The 17,610-nt window shown below is 58.2% G+C and carries 20 protein-coding genes, 1 tRNA gene and 1 pseudogene; 16 read left to right on the top strand and 6 right to left on the bottom strand.

Annotated elements, in window-relative coordinates:
• Positions 1-166: 166 nt before the first annotated feature.
• Positions 167-397 (bottom strand): IclR family transcriptional regulator domain-containing protein, encoded by a 231-nt coding sequence (locus IEY47_RS20685; protein WP_373293515.1) that lies wholly within the window; start codon positions 395-397, stop codon positions 167-169.
• Positions 398-886: a helix-turn-helix domain-containing protein gene (locus IEY47_RS04110; RefSeq protein ID WP_268240428.1), complete on the bottom strand. Its 489-nt coding sequence runs from the start codon at positions 884-886 to the stop codon at positions 398-400.
• Positions 887-1,016: 130 nt separating this feature from the next.
• On the opposite strand from IEY47_RS04110, the gene IEY47_RS04105 reads away from it, so the two are divergent.
• From IEY47_RS04105 to IEY47_RS04065, 9 genes are all read left to right on the top strand, one after another.
• Positions 1,017-1,778 carry an SDR family NAD(P)-dependent oxidoreductase gene (locus tag IEY47_RS04105; protein WP_229779190.1) on the top strand — a complete coding sequence of 254 codons (762 nt, stop codon included), beginning with the start codon at positions 1,017-1,019 and terminating at the stop codon, positions 1,776-1,778.
• A gap of 42 nt (positions 1,779-1,820) precedes the next feature.
• On the top strand, positions 1,821-2,357 hold the full coding sequence (locus tag IEY47_RS04100; RefSeq protein ID WP_188981893.1) for a DsbA family protein: 537 nt from the start codon (positions 1,821-1,823) through the stop codon (positions 2,355-2,357).
• A 146-nt stretch (positions 2,358-2,503) separates the two neighbouring features.
• Positions 2,504-3,025, top strand: coding sequence for a sigma-70 family RNA polymerase sigma factor (locus IEY47_RS04095; protein ID WP_188981892.1), 522 nt, complete (start codon positions 2,504-2,506; stop codon positions 3,023-3,025).
• On the top strand, positions 3,018-3,965 hold the full coding sequence (locus IEY47_RS04090; RefSeq protein WP_188981891.1) for a FecR family protein: 948 nt from the start codon (positions 3,018-3,020) through the stop codon (positions 3,963-3,965). The genes IEY47_RS04095 and IEY47_RS04090 overlap by 8 nt, the downstream gene beginning before the upstream one ends.
• A gap of 130 nt (positions 3,966-4,095) precedes the next feature.
• On the top strand, positions 4,096-6,510 hold the full coding sequence (locus IEY47_RS04085) for a TonB-dependent siderophore receptor (RefSeq protein ID WP_188981890.1): 2,415 nt from the start codon (positions 4,096-4,098) through the stop codon (positions 6,508-6,510).
• A 17-nt stretch (positions 6,511-6,527) separates the two neighbouring features.
• Positions 6,528-7,577 carry a FecCD family ABC transporter permease gene (locus tag IEY47_RS04080; RefSeq protein ID WP_229779189.1) on the top strand — a complete coding sequence of 350 codons (1,050 nt, stop codon included), beginning with the start codon at positions 6,528-6,530 and terminating at the stop codon, positions 7,575-7,577.
• On the top strand, positions 7,574-8,347 hold the full coding sequence (locus tag IEY47_RS04075) for an ABC transporter ATP-binding protein (protein ID WP_229779187.1): 774 nt from the start codon (positions 7,574-7,576) through the stop codon (positions 8,345-8,347). Before IEY47_RS04080 ends, IEY47_RS04075 begins: the two co-directional genes overlap by 4 nt.
• Positions 8,344-9,468, top strand: a complete 1,125-nt coding sequence (locus IEY47_RS04070; RefSeq protein WP_188981889.1) for an ABC transporter substrate-binding protein — start codon at positions 8,344-8,346, stop codon at positions 9,466-9,468. The genes IEY47_RS04075 and IEY47_RS04070 overlap by 4 nt, the downstream gene beginning before the upstream one ends.
• Positions 9,465-9,857, top strand: a complete 393-nt coding sequence (locus tag IEY47_RS04065) for a YkvA family protein (RefSeq protein ID WP_188981888.1) — start codon at positions 9,465-9,467, stop codon at positions 9,855-9,857. The genes IEY47_RS04070 and IEY47_RS04065 overlap by 4 nt, the downstream gene beginning before the upstream one ends.
• Positions 9,858-9,995: 138 nt before the next feature.
• On the opposite strand, the gene IEY47_RS04060 is transcribed toward IEY47_RS04065, so the two are convergent.
• The 4 genes and pseudogenes from IEY47_RS04060 to IEY47_RS04050 all read right to left on the bottom strand — a co-directional run bounded on the left by IEY47_RS04060 (position 9,996) and on the right by IEY47_RS04050 (position 13,323).
• Complete coding sequence (locus IEY47_RS04060; protein WP_188981887.1) at positions 9,996-10,811, bottom strand: SDR family NAD(P)-dependent oxidoreductase; 816 nt, start codon at positions 10,809-10,811, stop codon at positions 9,996-9,998.
• A gap of 336 nt (positions 10,812-11,147) precedes the next feature.
• Positions 11,148-12,020 (bottom strand): enoyl-CoA hydratase/isomerase family protein, encoded by an 873-nt coding sequence (locus IEY47_RS04055; RefSeq protein WP_188981886.1) that lies wholly within the window; start codon positions 12,018-12,020, stop codon positions 11,148-11,150.
• 625 nt (positions 12,021-12,645) lie between these two features.
• A pseudogene (locus IEY47_RS20475) lies at positions 12,646-13,088 on the bottom strand (IS3 family transposase); the annotation flags it as partial.
• Positions 13,089-13,235: 147 nt separating this feature from the next.
• Positions 13,236-13,323 (bottom strand) — tRNA-Ser (locus IEY47_RS04050).
• Between the two features lie 130 nt (positions 13,324-13,453).
• Here IEY47_RS04050 and IEY47_RS04045 point away from each other — a divergent pair.
• The 7 genes from IEY47_RS04045 to IEY47_RS04015 all read left to right on the top strand — a co-directional run bounded on the left by IEY47_RS04045 (position 13,454) and on the right by IEY47_RS04015 (position 17,605).
• The gene (locus IEY47_RS04045) at positions 13,454-14,122 is read left to right on the top strand and encodes a Bax inhibitor-1/YccA family protein (RefSeq protein ID WP_188981885.1); all 669 of its coding nucleotides are present in this window, start codon (positions 13,454-13,456) and stop codon (positions 14,120-14,122) included.
• 99 nt (positions 14,123-14,221) lie between these two features.
• Positions 14,222-14,617 (top strand): sulfurtransferase complex subunit TusD, encoded by a 396-nt coding sequence (tusD, locus tag IEY47_RS04040; protein ID WP_188981884.1) that lies wholly within the window; start codon positions 14,222-14,224, stop codon positions 14,615-14,617.
• Entirely contained in the window at positions 14,614-14,970 is a 357-nt protein-coding gene (gene tusC / locus IEY47_RS04035; RefSeq protein ID WP_188981883.1) for a sulfurtransferase complex subunit TusC, read from the top strand. Before tusD ends, tusC begins: the two co-directional genes overlap by 4 nt.
• Entirely contained in the window at positions 14,970-15,272 is a 303-nt protein-coding gene (tusB, locus tag IEY47_RS04030; RefSeq protein ID WP_188981882.1) for a sulfurtransferase complex subunit TusB, read from the top strand. Before tusC ends, tusB begins: the two co-directional genes overlap by 1 nt.
• Complete coding sequence (locus IEY47_RS04025; RefSeq protein WP_188981881.1) at positions 15,269-15,604, top strand: TusE/DsrC/DsvC family sulfur relay protein; 336 nt, start codon at positions 15,269-15,271, stop codon at positions 15,602-15,604. The genes tusB and IEY47_RS04025 overlap by 4 nt, the downstream gene beginning before the upstream one ends.
• A 20-nt stretch (positions 15,605-15,624) precedes the next feature.
• On the top strand, positions 15,625-16,602 hold the full coding sequence (locus IEY47_RS04020; RefSeq protein ID WP_188981880.1) for a glycosyl transferase family protein: 978 nt from the start codon (positions 15,625-15,627) through the stop codon (positions 16,600-16,602).
• Positions 16,603-16,615: 13 nt separating this feature from the next.
• On the top strand, positions 16,616-17,605 hold the full coding sequence (locus tag IEY47_RS04015; protein ID WP_188981879.1) for a glutathione S-transferase family protein: 990 nt from the start codon (positions 16,616-16,618) through the stop codon (positions 17,603-17,605).
• Positions 17,606-17,610 lie beyond the last annotated feature (5 nt).

Here is a 17,610-nt window from a genome sequence, read left to right as displayed (position 1 = left end):
CTCCCTGGCTCGCCTCAAAGTGTCACGACCAAACTTGGGCGCTATTTTGAATGGTCGAATCACACGCTTTTGGCGCTTTTGGCGTTTCGCCACCGACGGATGCATCAATGCGCGATCAACCGCAATTCGGGGAAATGTGGGCTATCACGCTTCTCGCGGCCAATCTCTAGAATTTCACCAACTCGTACAACTGCCTCAGCGCACGCTTTGCCTGGAGTTGCAGAGCGGTGGGTTTCAGCTGCTCAGCCATGCCACTAGTACCTAACGCACGCACTACGTGGCCCTGTAAGCGCAGAGGAATTGCGAGGCAGTTCAGGTCTGGTTGAGACCCTTGGCAATCCAGCGCAAATCCACATTTACGCACCTGCACCAGCTCCGTCTCCAGCGATAGGCCCAATTACGCATTGCGGCGCATCCGCCGAGCCAGAATCGCATCATGCGCGAGAAAAACCTTGCCGACGGCGGATGTGCGAATGGCATCGCGCTGGCTGTCTTCCTCGACACGAAACGATCTGCCGTTAGCGTCAAGCGCCTCTAGTGTCAGGTAGGACCGAGTGCCGCCAGGCACCGTTAGGAAGCAATCGGACTCGCACAGCTCGTTGAACGCGTAGAGCGCCGGAGTGAACAGCTCGCGAATACGCTCGGTCGCGTCGTTTCGCGCGACGGCCAATGCCTGAGCGCGTGCACCGATCCGGTATTGCGTGTCCTGGTGGGCGACATAACCCAGTTCCACGAGCGTATTGAGCAAACCATGCGCGGTGCTCTTGGTCAGCCCGTTCGCCGCGCAGAGATCCGCCGAGCTGGCGCCATCAGGAAAGGTCTTCAGCCTTTCGAGCAGGCTCATCGCTCTTTCTACTGATTGAATATGCCGGCTGTGCGTAGTCACGAATAAGTGCTCCTCGGCTCTTCAAAAATACGCTTTTTTCGGCCATGCCGAACCTGATGACATGTCTTGCTCCAACCGTTCTGGTTCAGGCTATCGAACGATAGGCTGTTGGAAATTCATAGCCGTAAGGGTGACTGCGTTGGATCTTCAGCTCAAGCGTAAATCTGTGTTGGTCAGTGGCGGTTCTCGTGGAATTGGACGGGCCATCGTTGAATGCTTCCTGGCCGAGGGAGCGCGAGTGGGTTTCTGCGCTCGGCAGGAAGCCGGGGTGCGTGAAGCGGAAGCGGTGTTGGGCAACGACGCATGGGGCGATGTCGTCGATGTGGCCGATCCGGATCAAGTTGAGAGATGGGTGCACGCCGGTGCCGAGCGCTTTGGCGGTGTGGATATCGTTATTCCGAATGTCAGCGCACTGGCTGGGGGCGGAGACTTGGCGATATGGCGCAAGGCGTTCGAAATCGACATCTTGGGCACTGTTAATTTCGTGAGTGCGGCATTGCCGTTTCTGCAGCGCTCGTCTTCGGCGTCGGTCGTACTGATTTCCAGCGTTTCTGGCAGGGAGGTCGACCGCTTCGCTGAGCCCTACGGCGTGCTCAAAGCGGCATTGACCCACTACGGAAAGACCCTCTCTGCCCGCCATGCCGGCGAAGGTATCAGGGTAAACACCGTCGCACCGGGAAACGTCTATTTTGCCGAAGGCGTCTGGGGCTCCATCGAACGCGACGATCCCCAGGGGTTTGCGCAATCACTGGCTGCCAACCCGATGGGACGAATGGCGACGCCGGAAGAAGTAGCCAAAGCGACCATATTTCTGGCCAGCCCCGCTGCCAGTTTCATTACGGGGACGGCCTTGCTCGTGGACGGAGGGTTGACCCATGGGGTGCAGTTCTGACTCGATGCAAAGCGACCAATCCACTCAGCGGAGAACGCGGCCATGCAACTAGACTCACTTTCATGGGGGCTCGGCCCCCGTCGCTTCGAAATCTTTCTCGAGCCAACTTGCCCCTATTCGGTCAAGGCGTTCCTCAAATTGGATGAGCTGATTGCGCAGGCTGGGGAAAAGGTCACCGTACAGATCCGTCTGCACTCCCAGCCTTGGCACATGTTTTCCGGCGTCATCGTTCGCTGCGTTCTTGCGGCGGCAAGCCTTGAGGGCGGACGGGAAAAAGCCAAGGCCGTCCTGACTGCCGTAGCACGACATCGCGAAGAATTCGAGTTCGAAAACCACGCCAGCGGGCCGAATCTTGAGGCATCACCTAATGACATCATCGCGCGCATCGAACGCTACAGCGGCGTCGCGTTGGCTGAAGCATTTGCAAGCACGGAGCTTGAGCATGCCGTGAAATGGCATACGAAATATGCCCGGCAGAACGGCATCCACGTCTCCCCAACGTTCATGATCGACGGCCTGGTACAGCCTGGGATGAGCAGCGGCGACCCTGTCGAACAGTGGGTCTCTCAGCTCATTTAAGTGCGGTGTGTTGGGGGCAGAATTGCATCAACGGGCCGTCTCAAACGAAATACCATCGCCACCTGCAATTGAAAGTAGCTATCAATAGCGTTTAGAGTCGCTCCGTTTGATCGCTGCTATGGGCCAGCGTCGTAATGAGATGAGATATGAGCGAGGCTTCTCGAACGCTGGACGTCTTCCTTTCTTGCCGTCAAGCGCTGGTGAAATATGCTGCAAGTATTGTTGGCGATCGCGCTCGAGCCGAGGATGTCGTGCAGGAAGCCTATCTGCGTCTGCACCCACTGAGTTCGCAGGAGCTCGATGACATTCGTCAACCCGTAGCCTATGTCTATCGCGTGGTGCGCAACCTTTCACTGGATGCCAGCCGTAGCGAGCTTCGTAGCCAGCAACGGCATGCCACGCCACCGGAGTGGCTTGCACCGGTCATGGCCGTCGAACCCGAAGAAGCCTGCGAGCGTGAGAATGCGCTCGCACATCTGGCGTTTGCGCTCGATGGGCTTCCGGAGGCCAATCGTAAGGCTCTGGAAATGCATCGACTTGAAGGCCTGACCCTTGCGCAGATTGCCGAGCGACTCGGTGTCTCACTCGCTACGGCGCACCGGCTCGTGCGAGATGCCATGGTCAGGCTGGCACGCGCACTCCCTGACGAGCAGGCCACGCGTGTCTGAGTTATCCGAGCGCGCGCTGGAGCAAGCAGCCGATTGGCAACTCCGCCGGCTGGAGGACGCTGATTGCGAGGCCAGTTTCCAAGCCTGGCTTTCTGCTTCAGAAGAGAACGCTCGCGCCTGGGCACACCTGCAACGTGTTTGGGACGGCCTCGGCGACCTTCATGATGCGCAGCTACAACAAGCCCCTGCCATACCCTCTTCCCGAGCGCGCCCGCGGCGACGACGCTGGCCGAAAATTGCAGCCGTCGCATGCGTGCTCGTACTGGTTGCCGCATTGATACCCCAAGCCCAGCTACGGTGGCAAGCCGACTATCTCACCTCGACCGGCGAAACCCTGGAGGTCACGCTTGCGGACGGCTCTCAAGTGACCCTGGCGCCACACAGCGCCATCGCATCTGATTTCAGCCCGGATAAGCGTTCGTTGCGACTGCTACGCGGCGAGGCGTTTTTCCAGGTAAAGCACGACACCATGCGCCCTTTCATCGTGGACACGGAACAGGCCAGCGTTCGGGTCCTTGGTACGACCTTCGACGTGAACACGATGGACTCGCTCCTGGAAGTTCGCGTACAGCGCGGGCAGGTGCGCGTCAGCGACCTGGATCGGGGCGGTCGCACCCAGGAGAATCTGCTCGCTGGCGAGGGCCTGCGCCTCGGTGGCACGCTACCGACCGCTCAGCGATTTTCTCTTGAACCCAACCGGGTTGCCGAATGGCGGCAAGGCCTGCTGCATGTCGATAACCAGCCTGTCAGCCTTGTTCTGGAAACGTTGCAGCGTTATCGCGGCGGCTGGATCGTCGTGCGCGATAACGCATTGTCCGGGCGACATGTCAGCGGCGTTTTCGACCTCCATGACACCGACCGCGCGTTGCGCGGCCTGGCCCTTTCCCTCGCGACGGAAACCCAGCAGGTCACGCCCTGGATAACCCTTCTCGGCGACTAGGGCCGCGTTCACGCAGTAAGAATCTTTAAAAAATTTACATTTTTCTGAAAAATCCGCTCGAGCGTGCCGTCTTTACATCCGACGAATTTGAGAAACCCTCTCAAATGGGAATGATGATTAGGACGTCTCCATGCGCGTTTCGGGTTTGATGCTCCCCTCCAAGAATCGCTTCGGCAGTCATTGGCTCGTAGGCGTGATGCTGTTAGCCGGCAACCCTTTGGCCCTCGCACAAAGCAATACGGATATATCGACGCAGACGAAGGCCGCCCGCCACAGCTTCGCCATCCCGGCGCAGGATCTTGGTTCAGCACTTAGCGCATTCGGTAGCCAGACCGGCATACAGGTCAGCTATGAAGCCCGCCTCACTGCCAACACACGGACGCGGGGTGCCTCCGGACAGCTGACCGAACAGGAAGCTCTGGCACGCCTATTCCAGGGTACAGGGCTGAGCTGGACGCTGACGGCGGACCGCACGCTGCTGCTGTTTCGTCGTGAAGAAGGCAGCGCGCTGAACCTCGCCCCCTCAACTGTCATTGCTAATGGCATCGCAACGGAAACCGCCGAAGGCCCAGTGATGGGCTATCGCGCGACACGCAGCGCAACCGGCACCAAGACCGATACACCGCTGCGGGATATTCCACAGTCGATCCAAATCATCCCGCGTCAGGTCATCGAGGACCAGCAAATCATCAACCTCGGCGATGCACTGGCCAACGTCAGCAGCGTGCAGCGCGGCAACTCTCATGGAGGGTCTTCGGAAAGCTTTGTGGTACGCGGTTTTCAGTCGCGAACATACGCCATCGACGGCATGCTGATGAATCCGCTGGTGTCGCGCCCCGAAGTAACCCGCGATCTCGCCAACATCGAGCGGGTGGAAGTCCTGAAGGGCCCTGCCTCCGTGTTGTACGGGCAAGGCGATCCGGGAGGATTGATCAACCTGGTCACGCGAAAGCCGACCTTCGCGCCCGAGGCCGAGGTCACTGCGCAGGCAGGTTCCTGGGACTTCTACCGGTTGCAGACCAGTGCCAGCGGTCCGCTGGACGATGCCAAGACGCTCGCCGGACGTATCACTGTCGCGGGGGAAACAAAAAGCGGCTTCCGCGACACCTTTCAGGACAACCGTCGAACCTATGTGGCGCCCAGCCTGCGCTGGCAACCCTCGGAGCGCACGACCGTCGATGTCGGCATGGAATACACCGACCTGACCAGTCAGTTCGACCGCGGCGTCATACCGCAGAACGGCAAGATCCGCATGGCGCCGGAGCGCTTCCTACATGAGCCCTGGTCGCACGACGACGCCGACAAGCTTTCCGCATGGTTCCGCATCGACCATGACGTCAACGAGTGGCTGACCCTGCGCCAGACCACTCGCTGGGACGACTCCTACAAAGAGCGCTACGTCGTGGACTTGCGTGGCCTTGAGAGCGACGGTCGTACCTTGAATCGTCGGGTGACCGATGGCGACGAAGAGGTCACCACGCTGACGAGCCAGTTCGAAGCCATTGCCACGTTCGATACGGCCGGCATCGGTCACACGTTTCTGGTGGGCTACGAGTACTTGAAAGGTGATCGCAACGCATCGAGCTACCGTGCCGCACTGGACCCGATCGATATCTACGAGCCGGTGTACGGGGCTACCCCGAGCAGCCCTTTCGAATTCAGCGGCATCTCGGACTATCGCCTGGAAAGCCATAGCGTCTACCTGCAAGACCAGATCGCCTTGAACGAACAATGGAAGCTGTTGCTCGGCGCGCGTTACGACAGCTCACAGCAGGAGAACAAAAGCGTCGACAGCGACTACGTCACCACGCCCACCGATCTCGATCCGGAAGAAGTGTCACCCCGTATTGGCATCGTCTACCAACCCACCGATTGGGTGTCGCTCTATGCCGGCTACAGCACCTCGTTCGTGCCACAGGGTGATATCGACCGCAATGGTCGACCGCTCGACCCTGAGACCGGCACGCAATATGAGGTTGGCGCCAAGTTCGATCTCATTCCAGATCGCCTCAGCGCGACCCTCGCCGTCTTCGAACTCACCCGCGAAAACGTGGCCGTTCCAGACCCAGAAGACGATGAGTACTCTATCCAGACGGGCGAGCAGCGCGTGCGGGGCGTTGAATTGGACGTAAGCGGCGAGCCCCTGGACGGCTGGCAGTTGATCGGTAACGTCAGCGTCCTGGACGCCAAGTTGACGAAGGATACCGAGTACGAAGAAGGCAACCGCCTGCAGGGCGTGCCAACGCTCAGTGGATCACTCTGGTCCAGCTATCAGCTGCAATCCGGCGGCCTTAGAGGGCTTGGTTTCGGCGCAGGGGTTTTCGCGGCTGGCCAGCGCGAAGGCGACATCGCCAACAGCTATGACGTCAGCGGTTATGCACGCGTCGATGCGAGCGTGTTCTACGACGTGAACGAACAGGTCCGCGTCTCACTCAATGGCCGCAACCTGCTGGACAGGGAATACATCGAAACCGTCCAGACCACCGACGGCAACTACTACGGTGAACCGGCGTCGGTCGTCGCCACCGTCAGTGCGCGGTTCTGACCGATGGCGATCGCCTCATGACCGAAATGACCGCCGAAGCACTAACTAAGGCGTACGGGCGAGTGCTGAAAAAGCGCCTCGCTCTGTGCGTCCTTCTGGCCGTTGCCGTAGTGACGAGCTTCATCGTCGACATTGCCATCGGCTCTACGGCGTTTCCGATACGTGAAGTGTTGGGGGCGCTGTTCCAGCCTGATTCGGTGGATGTCGACAGTGCAGTGATCGTTCGGGAGTTGCGGTTGCCGTTCGCGTTGATGGCCGTGCTGGTGGGCGTTGCCCTGTCGTTGGCCGGCGCCGAAATGCAAACGGTGCTGGACAATCCGTTGGCAGATCCCTTCACGCTGGGCCTGTCCTCCGCGGCGTCACTCGGCGCAGCGCTGGCCATCGTACTGGGCCTCGGTATTCCGGGCGTTCCCGATAGCCTGCTGGTGACGATCAATGCCTTCGTGTTTGCCTTCGGCTCGGTGCTGCTCTTGCAAGCCGTGGCACGGTTCGCCGGTGGCGTGCAGACGCTATTGCTGTTCGGGATCGCTCTGGTGTTCTGCTACAACGCGATCGTCGCGCTGCTGCAGTACATGGCCTCGGCCGACGCACTCCAGCAGTTGGTGTTCTGGAGCCTAGGTAGCTTGACCCGCTCGAGTTGGTCAGCGGTGCAGACGCTAGGAATCATCGTCTTGGTACTGCTGCCGTTCAGCCTGAAAGCGGCCTGGTCCATGACCGCCCTACGCCTTGGCGAGGAACGCGCCCTGACGCTCGGGATAGATGTCGGGCGCCTGCGCTTCGGCGCCCTGCTGCGGATCAGCCTGTTGGCAGCCACTGCCGTTGCCTTCGTCGGCACCATTGGTTTCATCGGCTTGGTCGGCCCACACATGGCGCGCCTGCTGATCGGCGAGGATCACCGCTTCTTCCTGCCAGTCAGCGCTTTGGTCGGCGCGCTGGTGATGTCGCTTGCGTCCATCGCCAGTAAGCTTCTCGTCCCTGGCGTGATCCTGCCGGTCGGCATCGTGACCGCCCTCGTCGGCGTACCACTGTTCATGAGCCTGCTGCTCAAACGGAGCCATCGCGCATGAGTATGGCCCTGAGCATTCGAGGCTTGAGTGCCCGCTATCGACGCACACCGATCCTCCATGACATCAGCCTGCCGGATATGCTGCCGGGGCAACTGGTCGCGCTGGTCGGCCCCAACGGAGCCGGAAAGTCGACACTCTTGCGCAGCCTTGCCGGGCTGACCGAGGCCTCCGGGTCGATTCATTTAGGGGCGCAGGATCTATTGTCCAGCTCCCGCCGAGAACGCGCGAGTTACCTGGGCTTCATGCCGCAAACACTACCGGACGGCATCGCGCTCACTGTGCTGGAAACGCTGTTGGGCGCGCTACATGCGGGCCGCGGTGGGAATGGTCGTGACGGCGTCGAAAAGGCCCATGCCGTCCTCGTACGACTTGGCATCGCTCATTTGGCGATGCGGCCACTGGAACAGCTTTCGGGCGGGCAGCGGCAGATGGTCAGCCTGGCGCAGGCCGTGATCCGTGATCCGGCATTGTTGCTCTTGGACGAACCCACCAGTGCGCTGGACCTGCGCTATCAGAACGATGTGATGAGCTTGGTGCGGCAATTGGCCGATGACGGCCGCATCGTCGTGGTCGTATTGCACGACTTGGGGCTGGCCGCACGCTGGGCCGATCAGCTCGTAGTCTTGAACGCCGGCCGTGTTCACGCGGAGGGCACCCCGATAGCGACGCTGACACCAGCCTTGCTGGCGGAGGTCTACCGGATCGTGGCGCGAGTGGAACGCTGCAGTCGCGGACGGGTTCAGGTGATCGTGGATGGACCGAGTCGATGATCCGCGGCCTTTTACTGATCCTGTGCGCTATCGCCACCTCCAGTTTCGCGGCGGATTATCCGCGCACGGTCATCGACCTCGCCGGCCGTTCGGTCGTCATTCCCGCAGAGCCCAAACGCATCCTGTTGCAGGACAGTAACGACCTAATGGCGCTCTCCATTCTGGATCGCCACGATCCGATCGCCCGCGTCGCTGCCTGGAACAATTCGCTGCGCAGTTCCGATCCGAGTCTCTGGCAGCTGATCGTCGAACGTTGGCCGCACGCGGCCTCAGTTGGCAGCGTCACGTTCTCCAGCGGCGGCGAGGTCGATATCGAAGCGATCATTCGCAGCCATTCAGACCTCATCGTGGCAAAGCTGGAGGCGCGTACGGCCGTGGATAACAGCGTGCTGGGCGAAGTCCTCGAACGGCTCGGCATACCGCTGATCTACGTCGACAGCGAGGACGATCCCTCCCGCAACGTACCCCGCACCTTGATGCTGCTAGGCGAGGCGCTGGGCCAGAGCGAGGCGGCGACTGCTTATGTCCAGCGCTACCAGCAGCGCCTTAACGCACTGCTCGCGCGTACGGCCAGATTACCGCCGAAACGCGTGTTCCTCGAATCACGCGCCGGGCAGGCGGGTGGTGGCGCGTGCTGCCATACGCAAGGCAACAGTGCATGGGGGCAGATGATCCAGACGCTGGGCGCGATCAATCTCGGCTCGAAGTTGCTGGTCAACCAGTCCGGTGACATCGCACTGGAAACCTTGATTCGCAGCAAGCCAGATGTGTACCTGATGACGGGAACGCAACGTGTGCGCAACGGCGTCGGTGCGATTCCGCTGGGCTACCGGGTGCTGGCAAGCGACGTTGAGGAAGCACTCACACGACTCATCGATCGCCCCGGTTTCCGCCGCACGCGGGCAGCACCTCAGTCTTGTACGTATGCGCTGTACCATCAGTTCTACAACAGCGTATTCAACGTCATCGGGCTGGAATACCTGGCAACACTGATCTGGCCGGAAGCCTTCAGTGATATCGATCCAGACCAACGCTACCGTGACTGGCTCGAGACGTTCACCGACATACCCGCAGCTCCCTTCGTATTCTCGGCACGAAGCTGTAATGGAATCGCCTCATGAGGTCGCTGATCGACCGCCTGCGCCAATGGGCAAAAGCGCTCAAGCGTCAGATTCTTCTTCTCTGGCTGTGCTGCCGGCACCCGGACATGCCACGACTGCCTAAGCTGATCGGTCTCTCGATCGTGTTGTACGCCATCAGCCCGATCGACCTGATCCCGGACTTCATACCCGTCCTGGGCCTTCTCGATGACGTACTGTTATTGCCTTTAGGCATTGCGCTAACCATACGCCTGACTCCCCCCGCGTTGCTCGTCGAATGTGCACGGCAGGCCGATGAGTTGCGCGACAAACGCATCGAAAGCAAAGCGCGCTGGTGGGTGGCGGCCCTGATCGTGGCAATCTGGATAGCTGCGGCGAAATTGCTCTGGACCCTAAACTTCCCGACGTGAAAAGCTTTTATACGGAAGCTAGCGATGACAGGAATTGGCCAAAAGCGGACGGTAGACCGCTCTCCATTCGGCCACATACGCTGGCGAGCCTAAATTCAAATAAATGATTTCGTGGGTCAGTAGCCTATTGCCTAGAGACTAAAGACTGGGTGAAAGCCCGCCATCGATCCTTAGATTAACGCCCGTTATGTATCCCGCGATCGGACTTGCTAGGAAGGCCACGGCAGCAGCGACTTCATCGAGCCGACCGACCCGGCCAACGGGAACCTGAGCAAATAAAGGCAAGACAACATGCTCTACGTCCTCCCAGACCGCCTCGTGGCCGCACAGACCTCGCTCAGCGGCAACCTCGCGAAATCGTGTCTCCAATGTAGCGCTGCGTATGGTGCTAGGAGAAACAGCATTGACCGTCACGCCATCAGAGGCAACTGCTTTCGCCATGGAGACAGTCATCGCGTTCATCGCGCTCTTGCACGCCGAATAGTCAGGTGCGCTGGGTGGCGGCATTGTCGCTGCTAGGCTGGAGATATTAATTACCCGGCCCCATTTCGCTTCCTGCATTTTTGACAACAGAGGCTTTGTAACTCGTAGTGCGGCCAGAACATTTCGATCATAAGCAGACGCCCAAGAACCAGTCTGCGTGTCATGCCAGCTTTCTTTTGAGCCACCTGAGCCGCCAGCGTTATTGATCAATATGTCTATTGGCCCGGCGAGGTTTTGCGCCGTCTCAATCAGCTGCTGCACTTCGCCATCGTGTGTCAGATCACCTAACACGACGTGCGCGCAGCCGCCTTGGGCAATGATCTCATTTGCAACGTTCACTGCTCGAACATGGTCACGGCCATGAACGATGACCACCGCGCCTTCGCAAGCAAGTTTCTTGGCGATTGCTTCGCCAATTCCTTTGCTGCTTCCGGTGATCAAAGCGTTCTTGCCACTTAAACATAAGTCCATTTGCCCACGCCTTTTTCAGATGCTGTTAACTTCTGTCGTGAAGCTGAGCCATACGAGCGAAGATAACCGCATTTGCTTATATGGGGTCTATCCCGTAAAGAAGCACCAGAATCTATCTGGACCCAAGGAATTGATTGTGACGCGTCCGGACCTAAATAATTTAGATCCGCTCGAGATAAACATTCTTTCTGAGGATTCTCATCAATCTATCAGCGCGTAGGAAACAGCCAGAGCGCTGTCCAATTATCAGCTTTCTCATTCCACTAATGCCGCATACTGCAGACCCAGTCCGCCTTGTAGAACGGCATTTCTGTAACTGTACGGCTAGCATCACACTTATTCGAAAGACCTTATGCCACCACCCTCCCCATCCATATAGGCGCGCCTAAGTTCGCGAAGCAACTTCTCGAGGTGCTGTTCACCTTCAGGCGTCTGCACTCCTTTTTGCAGGGCGGCAGAAACTAGTTCACTAGTGGATGGCCGTACGAATAAACTACTCCACGCTTCGTTTTCGACTTTGAAGCCTTTTGAATAATCATCCGCGGGCAAGGCTCGCTTTACGGCATGCATCACACCATCAGTTAACGCGGCTATGTTATCGGCGAGCGTATCTACGAAATCATTAATGGTTTCAGGCGGAAGCGCGCGGTTTATCCAGCCGTAACGCTCTGCCAGCTGAGCATCAAATAGCTCGGCACCGAGAATGATTTCCAAAGCACGATTTCTTCCAACGCGGCGGCGCAAGTACTGCGTTCCGCCGCCGCCGGGGACGAGGCCCATCACAGCTTCGACCTGCCCCAGTGCACCTTGACCAATAGCGGCGAAACACATATCCGCCGCCGCAACAAACTCCGCCCCGCCGCCCCTAGCGATACCTTCGAGCTTGACGATTGTTACCTGGGGCAACCGCCTGACGCGCTCGGATAAGCTCTGGAAAGGATTAAGTCCTGCAATGGTGAGTTCGTCGAGCCTGTCGAAACAAGAGGGATCTTCAGCCATGGTCATATCGACGTGCGCTATGAAGTAGTCAGGATTGGCACTATCGATAATAACCACCCTGATTGCAGGATCGTCCTCCACGGCTCCGAAGAAAGCGGTTAGCTCGGCCATCATTTGAAGCGACAGCACGTTGACCGGCGGATTGTCGAGCGTCAGGCGTGCCACACCACCGCAGGTAGATACACGCATCGTCTGGTAAGCGGCAGACATGGAGACTCCTTGTGGAAAAATAACAATTAGGTGTCGCTCGGTCGAGAGCATTGGACGTTGTCATGCAACCACGGAGCATGGCGTGTAGCGCCCGGTCGTTTAGCATTATTGTCGGCGTTCACCTAATACGGCTTAAGCAGCTCCTCACATCCGATAGCGCTTCCAATAGCGGGCGACCAGATATATGCGCGCACAGGCTCTCACTCCGCACTAAAAGCTTGGCATAGCGCGCAATAGGTAAAATGGACTGCATAAGAGGTCATGGAAACGCCTCCTATCTGAGTGGGCAATGCACAAAAAACGGTTCCATTTATGACGCCTCAATAAAAGCCTTCTTATAGACTTTTCCCTAGTCAATTTTGGTCTAAAAATTATTTGCAAAATGGCAACGACATGGAGCCGAAGAAAACTTATGAAGGTAGTTTCAGAACGTATCAAATAAACTATAAATCCTGCTGACCTAGCCATATCACGCGAAAACGTCGATAAGCTAATGGAGGTATATACGGAAGATGTGCAGTGGACAACTCTTACGGGAGGGCACAACTAGATGAGGCCATTCGAATCGATCCGGCTGTCTTAAACACTATCCAAAGCTCTGGAATAGCGTTTCACAAATTCCACGGGCGACTGCCTGCTTGCCGCCGAAATAGCTGGGGCGCCGACGATAGCCAGTCTGCGAGCAGCTTCTCCAACTCATTAAGCGGGCCACTCAGTGGCCGACCACAAGACCCGCCCAGTTCACGCAAGTCGTAATGAATCGTTCGGGATCCGTAGTCGCTCCCCCTTTCCAGCCGCGCATGCTTGATCAATCCGAGCAAGCGCTGATCTTCCGTGGTGCATACGGAATCAGGCTCGGATAGCCAAGCGTAGTAACCGCTGGGATGTACTTTAAGGGTTTGGCAAAGACGCCAAACCGGGACTCCACCAACAGCTTGCCGATGAAGGCTTACTTCAGCCGGACTCCCTTGCAAATTACGCGGCGGCTTTTTGGGGAGTATTTCGCTCTTCGGTCATTCGCTTGAGTTCAGCACGAAGGCGACGCAGTTCGGCCTGTTGACCGGAGTCCGTATGAAAGGAGCAAGAAGAGAGGCAAGCACGCTTACCGCTCCGTCAAGACGTTGGATACGCAATACGGAAGTGGGGGAACAAGCGCGGGAACAGAATGCTCTGAAAACCAAAAAGCCCCAAAAATGGGGCTTTGAGGGGCATATATGGCGGAGGCGTAGAGATTCGAACTCTAGGACCCTTGCGAGTCGGCGGTTTTCAAGACCGCTGCCTTAAACCACTCGGCCACACCTCCGCAGATGCGGGGCGCCATAGTACCCGAACGCAACACACTGTCAAACTCTGATAATCGACTATTTGGAGTGAGCTGATATGATCCGGCTGTCAGTAGTACTCGGACAGCCCGATTTTAGGAGAATGTTGCAATGCACGAACACGACTATGCGCTGAACTCAACGCAAACTGCTCAACGGCAGGTCAGCAGCGTTCTGCGCAACACTTATGCCCTACTCGCCATGACGATGGCTTTCAGCGGCCTCGTCGCCTACCTCGCGCAGCAAGCGAATGTGCCTCACCCCGGCATCATCGTCACGCTGGTAGCGTTCTATGGTCTCTTCTTCCTTACCGTTAAATTGCGGGATTCCGCTTGGGGCCTGGTCACGACTTTCGCGCTGACAGGTTTTATGGGTTACACGCTGGGGCCGATCCTCAACCTCTATCTCGGTATGCCGAACGGTGGTGAAGTCATCAGCTCCGCGTTCACCATGACCGCGCTGGTATTCTTCGGGCTGTCGGCCTTTGTGCTGACGACGCGTAAGGACATGAGCTTCCTCAGCGGCTTCATCACTGCGGGATTCTTCGTACTCCTGGCCGCGGTCGTTGCGAGCTTTTTCTTCCAGATCAGCGGCCTTCAGCTAGCGATTAGCGCGGGCTTCGTACTGTTTGCCTCGGCCTGCATCCTCTATCAGACCAGTGCGATCATCCATGGCGGCGAGACCAACTACATCCTCGCCACCATTACCCTGTACGTGTCGATTTACAACTTGTTCATTAGCCTGCTTCAGCTGTTCGGCTTCATGAGCAGCGACGACTGATAGCGACCCGCGCTTCGGAAGCCCGCCTCGGCGGGCTTTTTCGTTTTTTGGGCGGGCTGGCTGCCGTATGATGTACGTCCACTTCCCTGTCGATTCGCTATGAAATTCGCCATCACCGTCTTCTCGCCTCCCTACTCGCCTTCGTCCAGACGCGCATTACGCTTCTGCGAGGCCGCGTTGGCGGGAAGCCATGAGATCGTTCGCCTTTTTTTCTATCAAGACGGCGTATACAACGCGTCCGGGGCAATCGTGACGTCTCAGGATGAGACCAATCTTGGCCATGAGTGGACGCGATTCATCGAGTCTAATTCGCTCGACGCCGTCGTCTGTATTGCTGCGGCGCTGAAACGGGGCGTGCTGGATGAAACGGAAGCGCGGCGATATCAGCGCCCCGGTGACGGTGTTGTGAATGTGCCTTGGGCGTTGTCCGGCCTAGGGCAGCTCCACGAAGCCGCCCAGCAAGCAGATCGATTTATCGCATTCGGAGGGTCGTGATGAAATCCATGTTGATCATCAGCCGCCAGTCGCCATGGAGTGGACCAACTGCCCGCGAAGCACTCGATATCGCATTGGCCGGAGGCGCTTTCGATATTCCAATGGCAATCCTTTTCATGGATGACGGTGTTTTCCAGCTTTGCGCTGGGCAACACGCCGCGACGTTGCAGCAAAAGGATCTAACCGCCAACTTGCAAGCGCTGAGCCTGTTCGGCATCGACGATCTTTACGTCGCTCAATCCAGCCTGGCGGCGCGAGCCGTACAGCCTGTAGAAACGCTGTCCGTGAAAAGGGTCAGCGATAGCGAGATTGCGACATTGATAAATCGCTACGACCACACGATTACGCTCTGATGGCTACCCTACATCTACACAGCTTTTCGCCCTTCACCGACACCCGCCTCGCCAGCGGTTTGCGTATCCTGTCCAGCGGTGATGGCGTTCTACTGTGCGGAGATGCGGTGTACGCGCTCCAGCCTGGTTGCGCCATACGTGAGCAACTCGTTGAATTGACGTCAACGTGTGAGGTGATTGCACTTGCCGAGGACCTCGAGTCGCGCGGCATCGACAGCCTGCCTGCGACTATACGCTCGATCGATTACGCTCAATTCGTCGAGGCCTGTGCGCGCTACGACAGGACGAACACCTGGTTATGAGCAATCTAAACGTGCAAGGCCAAGCGATTCCCGTCGATGCTGACGGCTATTTGCTGGACATCAACGATTGGTCCGAAGGTGTTGCCGCAAGTCTGGCCGAGCGTGAAGGCATCTCCCTGAGTCCCGCCCATTGGGACGTCTTGCAGGTGTTGCGTGCATTCTATGACGAATACCAGCTTTCGCCGTCGACCCGGCCTTTGGTCAAGTACGCCGCGCTCAAGCTAGGGGCCGACAAAGGCAACAGCGCGCATCTAAACCGGCTGTTTAACGGTGCCCCGGCGAAGTTGGGCGCCAAACTGGCCGGGCTTCCCAAGCCTGCCAATTGCATCTGACTACGGAGCCCGAAGCAGCCATGAAACTCGTGGTACCCGACGAACATCCCTTTGCGCAGTACATCCGTATTCTCGGCAAAGGCAAACGCGGTGCGCGTGGACTGACCCGCGAGGAAGCGCGTGACGCCATGGGCATGCTCCTTGATGGTGAGACAGAAGAAGCCCAGCTGGGCGCTTTCCTCATGTTGCTCCGGCACAAGGAGGAAACGGCCGAAGAGCTCGCGGGCTTCACTGACGCGGTCAGAGCGCGACTCGCGGTACCCGCAATGTCGGTAGACCTCGACTGGCCGAGCTATGCGGGAAAGAAACGCCACCTCCCCTGGTACCTCCTGGCGATACGCTGCCTGGCACAAAACGGTGTCCGAATTCTCATTCATGGGGGTGGCCCTCACACCCCAGGAAGGCTCTACACCGAGCAGCTGTTGACGCACCTCGACATCCCCTATTGCCAGGATTGGCAGAGCGTAGCCGCGGCTCTGGAGCAACATAGCCACGCGTTCATTCCCCTCGAGGCCTGGATGCCGCGGCTGCAGCACATGATCGATATGCGCAGCGTGCTCGGACTACGCTCCCCTATTCACTCGCTGGCACGCCTATTGAACCCAGCCTCAGCTACCTGCGGGCTGCAGAGCATTTTTCACCCAGGCTACCAGGACGTTCACCGCCAGGCGTCGTCGTTGCTGGGCGACACGGCGGTCGTCGTCAAGGGCGAAGGTGGCGAGATCGAGATCAATCCCGATGCCAACGGCCACCTCTACGGAACGGCGAACGGCCAGAACTGGGATGAGCACTGGCCGAGCCTGACAGAGCAACGCCATGTAAAGCCCTCTACGCTCGACCCCGACTACCTTTTGAAGATATGGCAAGGCAACACCCAGGACAGCTATGGCGAACTGGCCACCGTCGCGACCATGGCCCTGGCGCTCAGAAGCTTGGGCGATGATCGGGAGAACGCTTTCACGCGCGCGCGCTCTTATTGGGACACCCGCCGAATCTGAACGTGGAGCTATCGTGGGACTACTCGTTAAAGGGCAATGGCAGGACCGCTGGTATGAAAATGACGACCGGGGCAGCTTTCAGCGCGAACAGTCCCAACGTCGCCACGCGATCTCCCGCTCAGAAGGCGCGCTCTTTCTCCCAGAGCGTGACCGCTATCACCTCTACGTTTCGCTTGCCTGCCCGTGGGCCCATCGGACACTGATTGCCAGGCGTCTCAAGAACCTCGAATCGATCGTATCGGTATCCGTCGTGAGCTGGCTGATGGCCGAAAACGGCTGGACGTTCGACACCCGCGACGGCTCGACGGAAGATACGTTGGAAGGCGCACACTTTCTGTACGAGCGCTACACCGCTGACGACCCCGAATACACTGGCCGAGTCACAGTCCCAGTGCTTTGGGATCGCAAGGAGCAGCGAATCGTCAATAACGAATCGTCTGACATACTGCGCATCTTCAATGAGGCATTCGATGACCTGACAGGCTCTGACATCGACCTGTACCCCGAGCCGTTGCGCGCGACCATCGATGCGCTAAACGAACGGATCTATCCAACGGTGAACAATGGCGTATACCGGGCGGGATTCGCGACGAGCCAAACGGCTTACGAAGAAGCTTTCGACCAACTTTTCGAAACACTCGATTGGCTGGAGGACCACCTAAGCACGAATCGCTATCTGGCGGGTACGGTCCTGACCGAGGCGGATATACGGCTTTTCACTACCGCCATACGATTCGACCCGGTCTACCACGGGCATTTCAAATGCAATCTCCGGCAGATTGCGGACTACCCTCATCTGGCAAATTGGATGCGCGAGATCTACCAGTGGCCAGGAATAGCCGACACTGTCGATTTCGTGCACATCAAGAACCACTACTACATGAGTCATCGCAATATCAATCCAACCGGCATCGTGCCCAAAGGGCCGGACACCGGGCTGGAGCAACCTCATGATCGTGCTGCCCTTCCAGGCTCCGGCTTGTTCGTGAAAACCGGGCGCTAGGCTCC

This window comes from Pseudomonas matsuisoli (assembly GCF_014647635.1).
Taxonomy (GTDB): Bacteria; Pseudomonadota; Gammaproteobacteria; order Pseudomonadales; family Pseudomonadaceae; genus Pseudomonas_P; species Pseudomonas_P matsuisoli.
This window is presented reverse-complemented; position numbering and strand designations above follow the sequence as displayed.

Coding starts and splice junctions, on each gene's coding strand:
- IEY47_RS04100 (WP_188981893.1), top strand. CDS start 1,821: ATGCAACTAGACTCACTTTCATGGGGGCTCGGCCCCCGTCGCTTCGAA.
- IEY47_RS04095 (WP_188981892.1), top strand. CDS start 2,504: ATGAGCGAGGCTTCTCGAACGCTGGACGTCTTCCTTTCTTGCCGTCAA.
- IEY47_RS04085 (WP_188981890.1), top strand. CDS start 4,096: ATGCGCGTTTCGGGTTTGATGCTCCCCTCCAAGAATCGCTTCGGCAGT.
- IEY47_RS04080 (WP_229779189.1), top strand. CDS start 6,528: ATGACCGAAATGACCGCCGAAGCACTAACTAAGGCGTACGGGCGAGTG.
- IEY47_RS04075 (WP_229779187.1), top strand. CDS start 7,574: ATGAGTATGGCCCTGAGCATTCGAGGCTTGAGTGCCCGCTATCGACGC.
- IEY47_RS04070 (WP_188981889.1), top strand. CDS start 8,344: ATGATCCGCGGCCTTTTACTGATCCTGTGCGCTATCGCCACCTCCAGT.
- IEY47_RS04065 (WP_188981888.1), top strand. CDS start 9,465: ATGAGGTCGCTGATCGACCGCCTGCGCCAATGGGCAAAAGCGCTCAAG.
- IEY47_RS04060 (WP_188981887.1), bottom strand. CDS start 10,811: ATGGACTTATGTTTAAGTGGCAAGAACGCTTTGATCACCGGAAGCAGC.
- IEY47_RS04055 (WP_188981886.1), bottom strand. CDS start 12,020: ATGTCTGCCGCTTACCAGACGATGCGTGTATCTACCTGCGGTGGTGTG.
- IEY47_RS04045 (WP_188981885.1), top strand. CDS start 13,454: ATGCACGAACACGACTATGCGCTGAACTCAACGCAAACTGCTCAACGG.
- tusD (WP_188981884.1), top strand. CDS start 14,222: ATGAAATTCGCCATCACCGTCTTCTCGCCTCCCTACTCGCCTTCGTCC.
- tusB (WP_188981882.1), top strand. CDS start 14,970: ATGGCTACCCTACATCTACACAGCTTTTCGCCCTTCACCGACACCCGC.
- IEY47_RS04025 (WP_188981881.1), top strand. CDS start 15,269: ATGAGCAATCTAAACGTGCAAGGCCAAGCGATTCCCGTCGATGCTGAC.
- IEY47_RS04020 (WP_188981880.1), top strand. CDS start 15,625: ATGAAACTCGTGGTACCCGACGAACATCCCTTTGCGCAGTACATCCGT.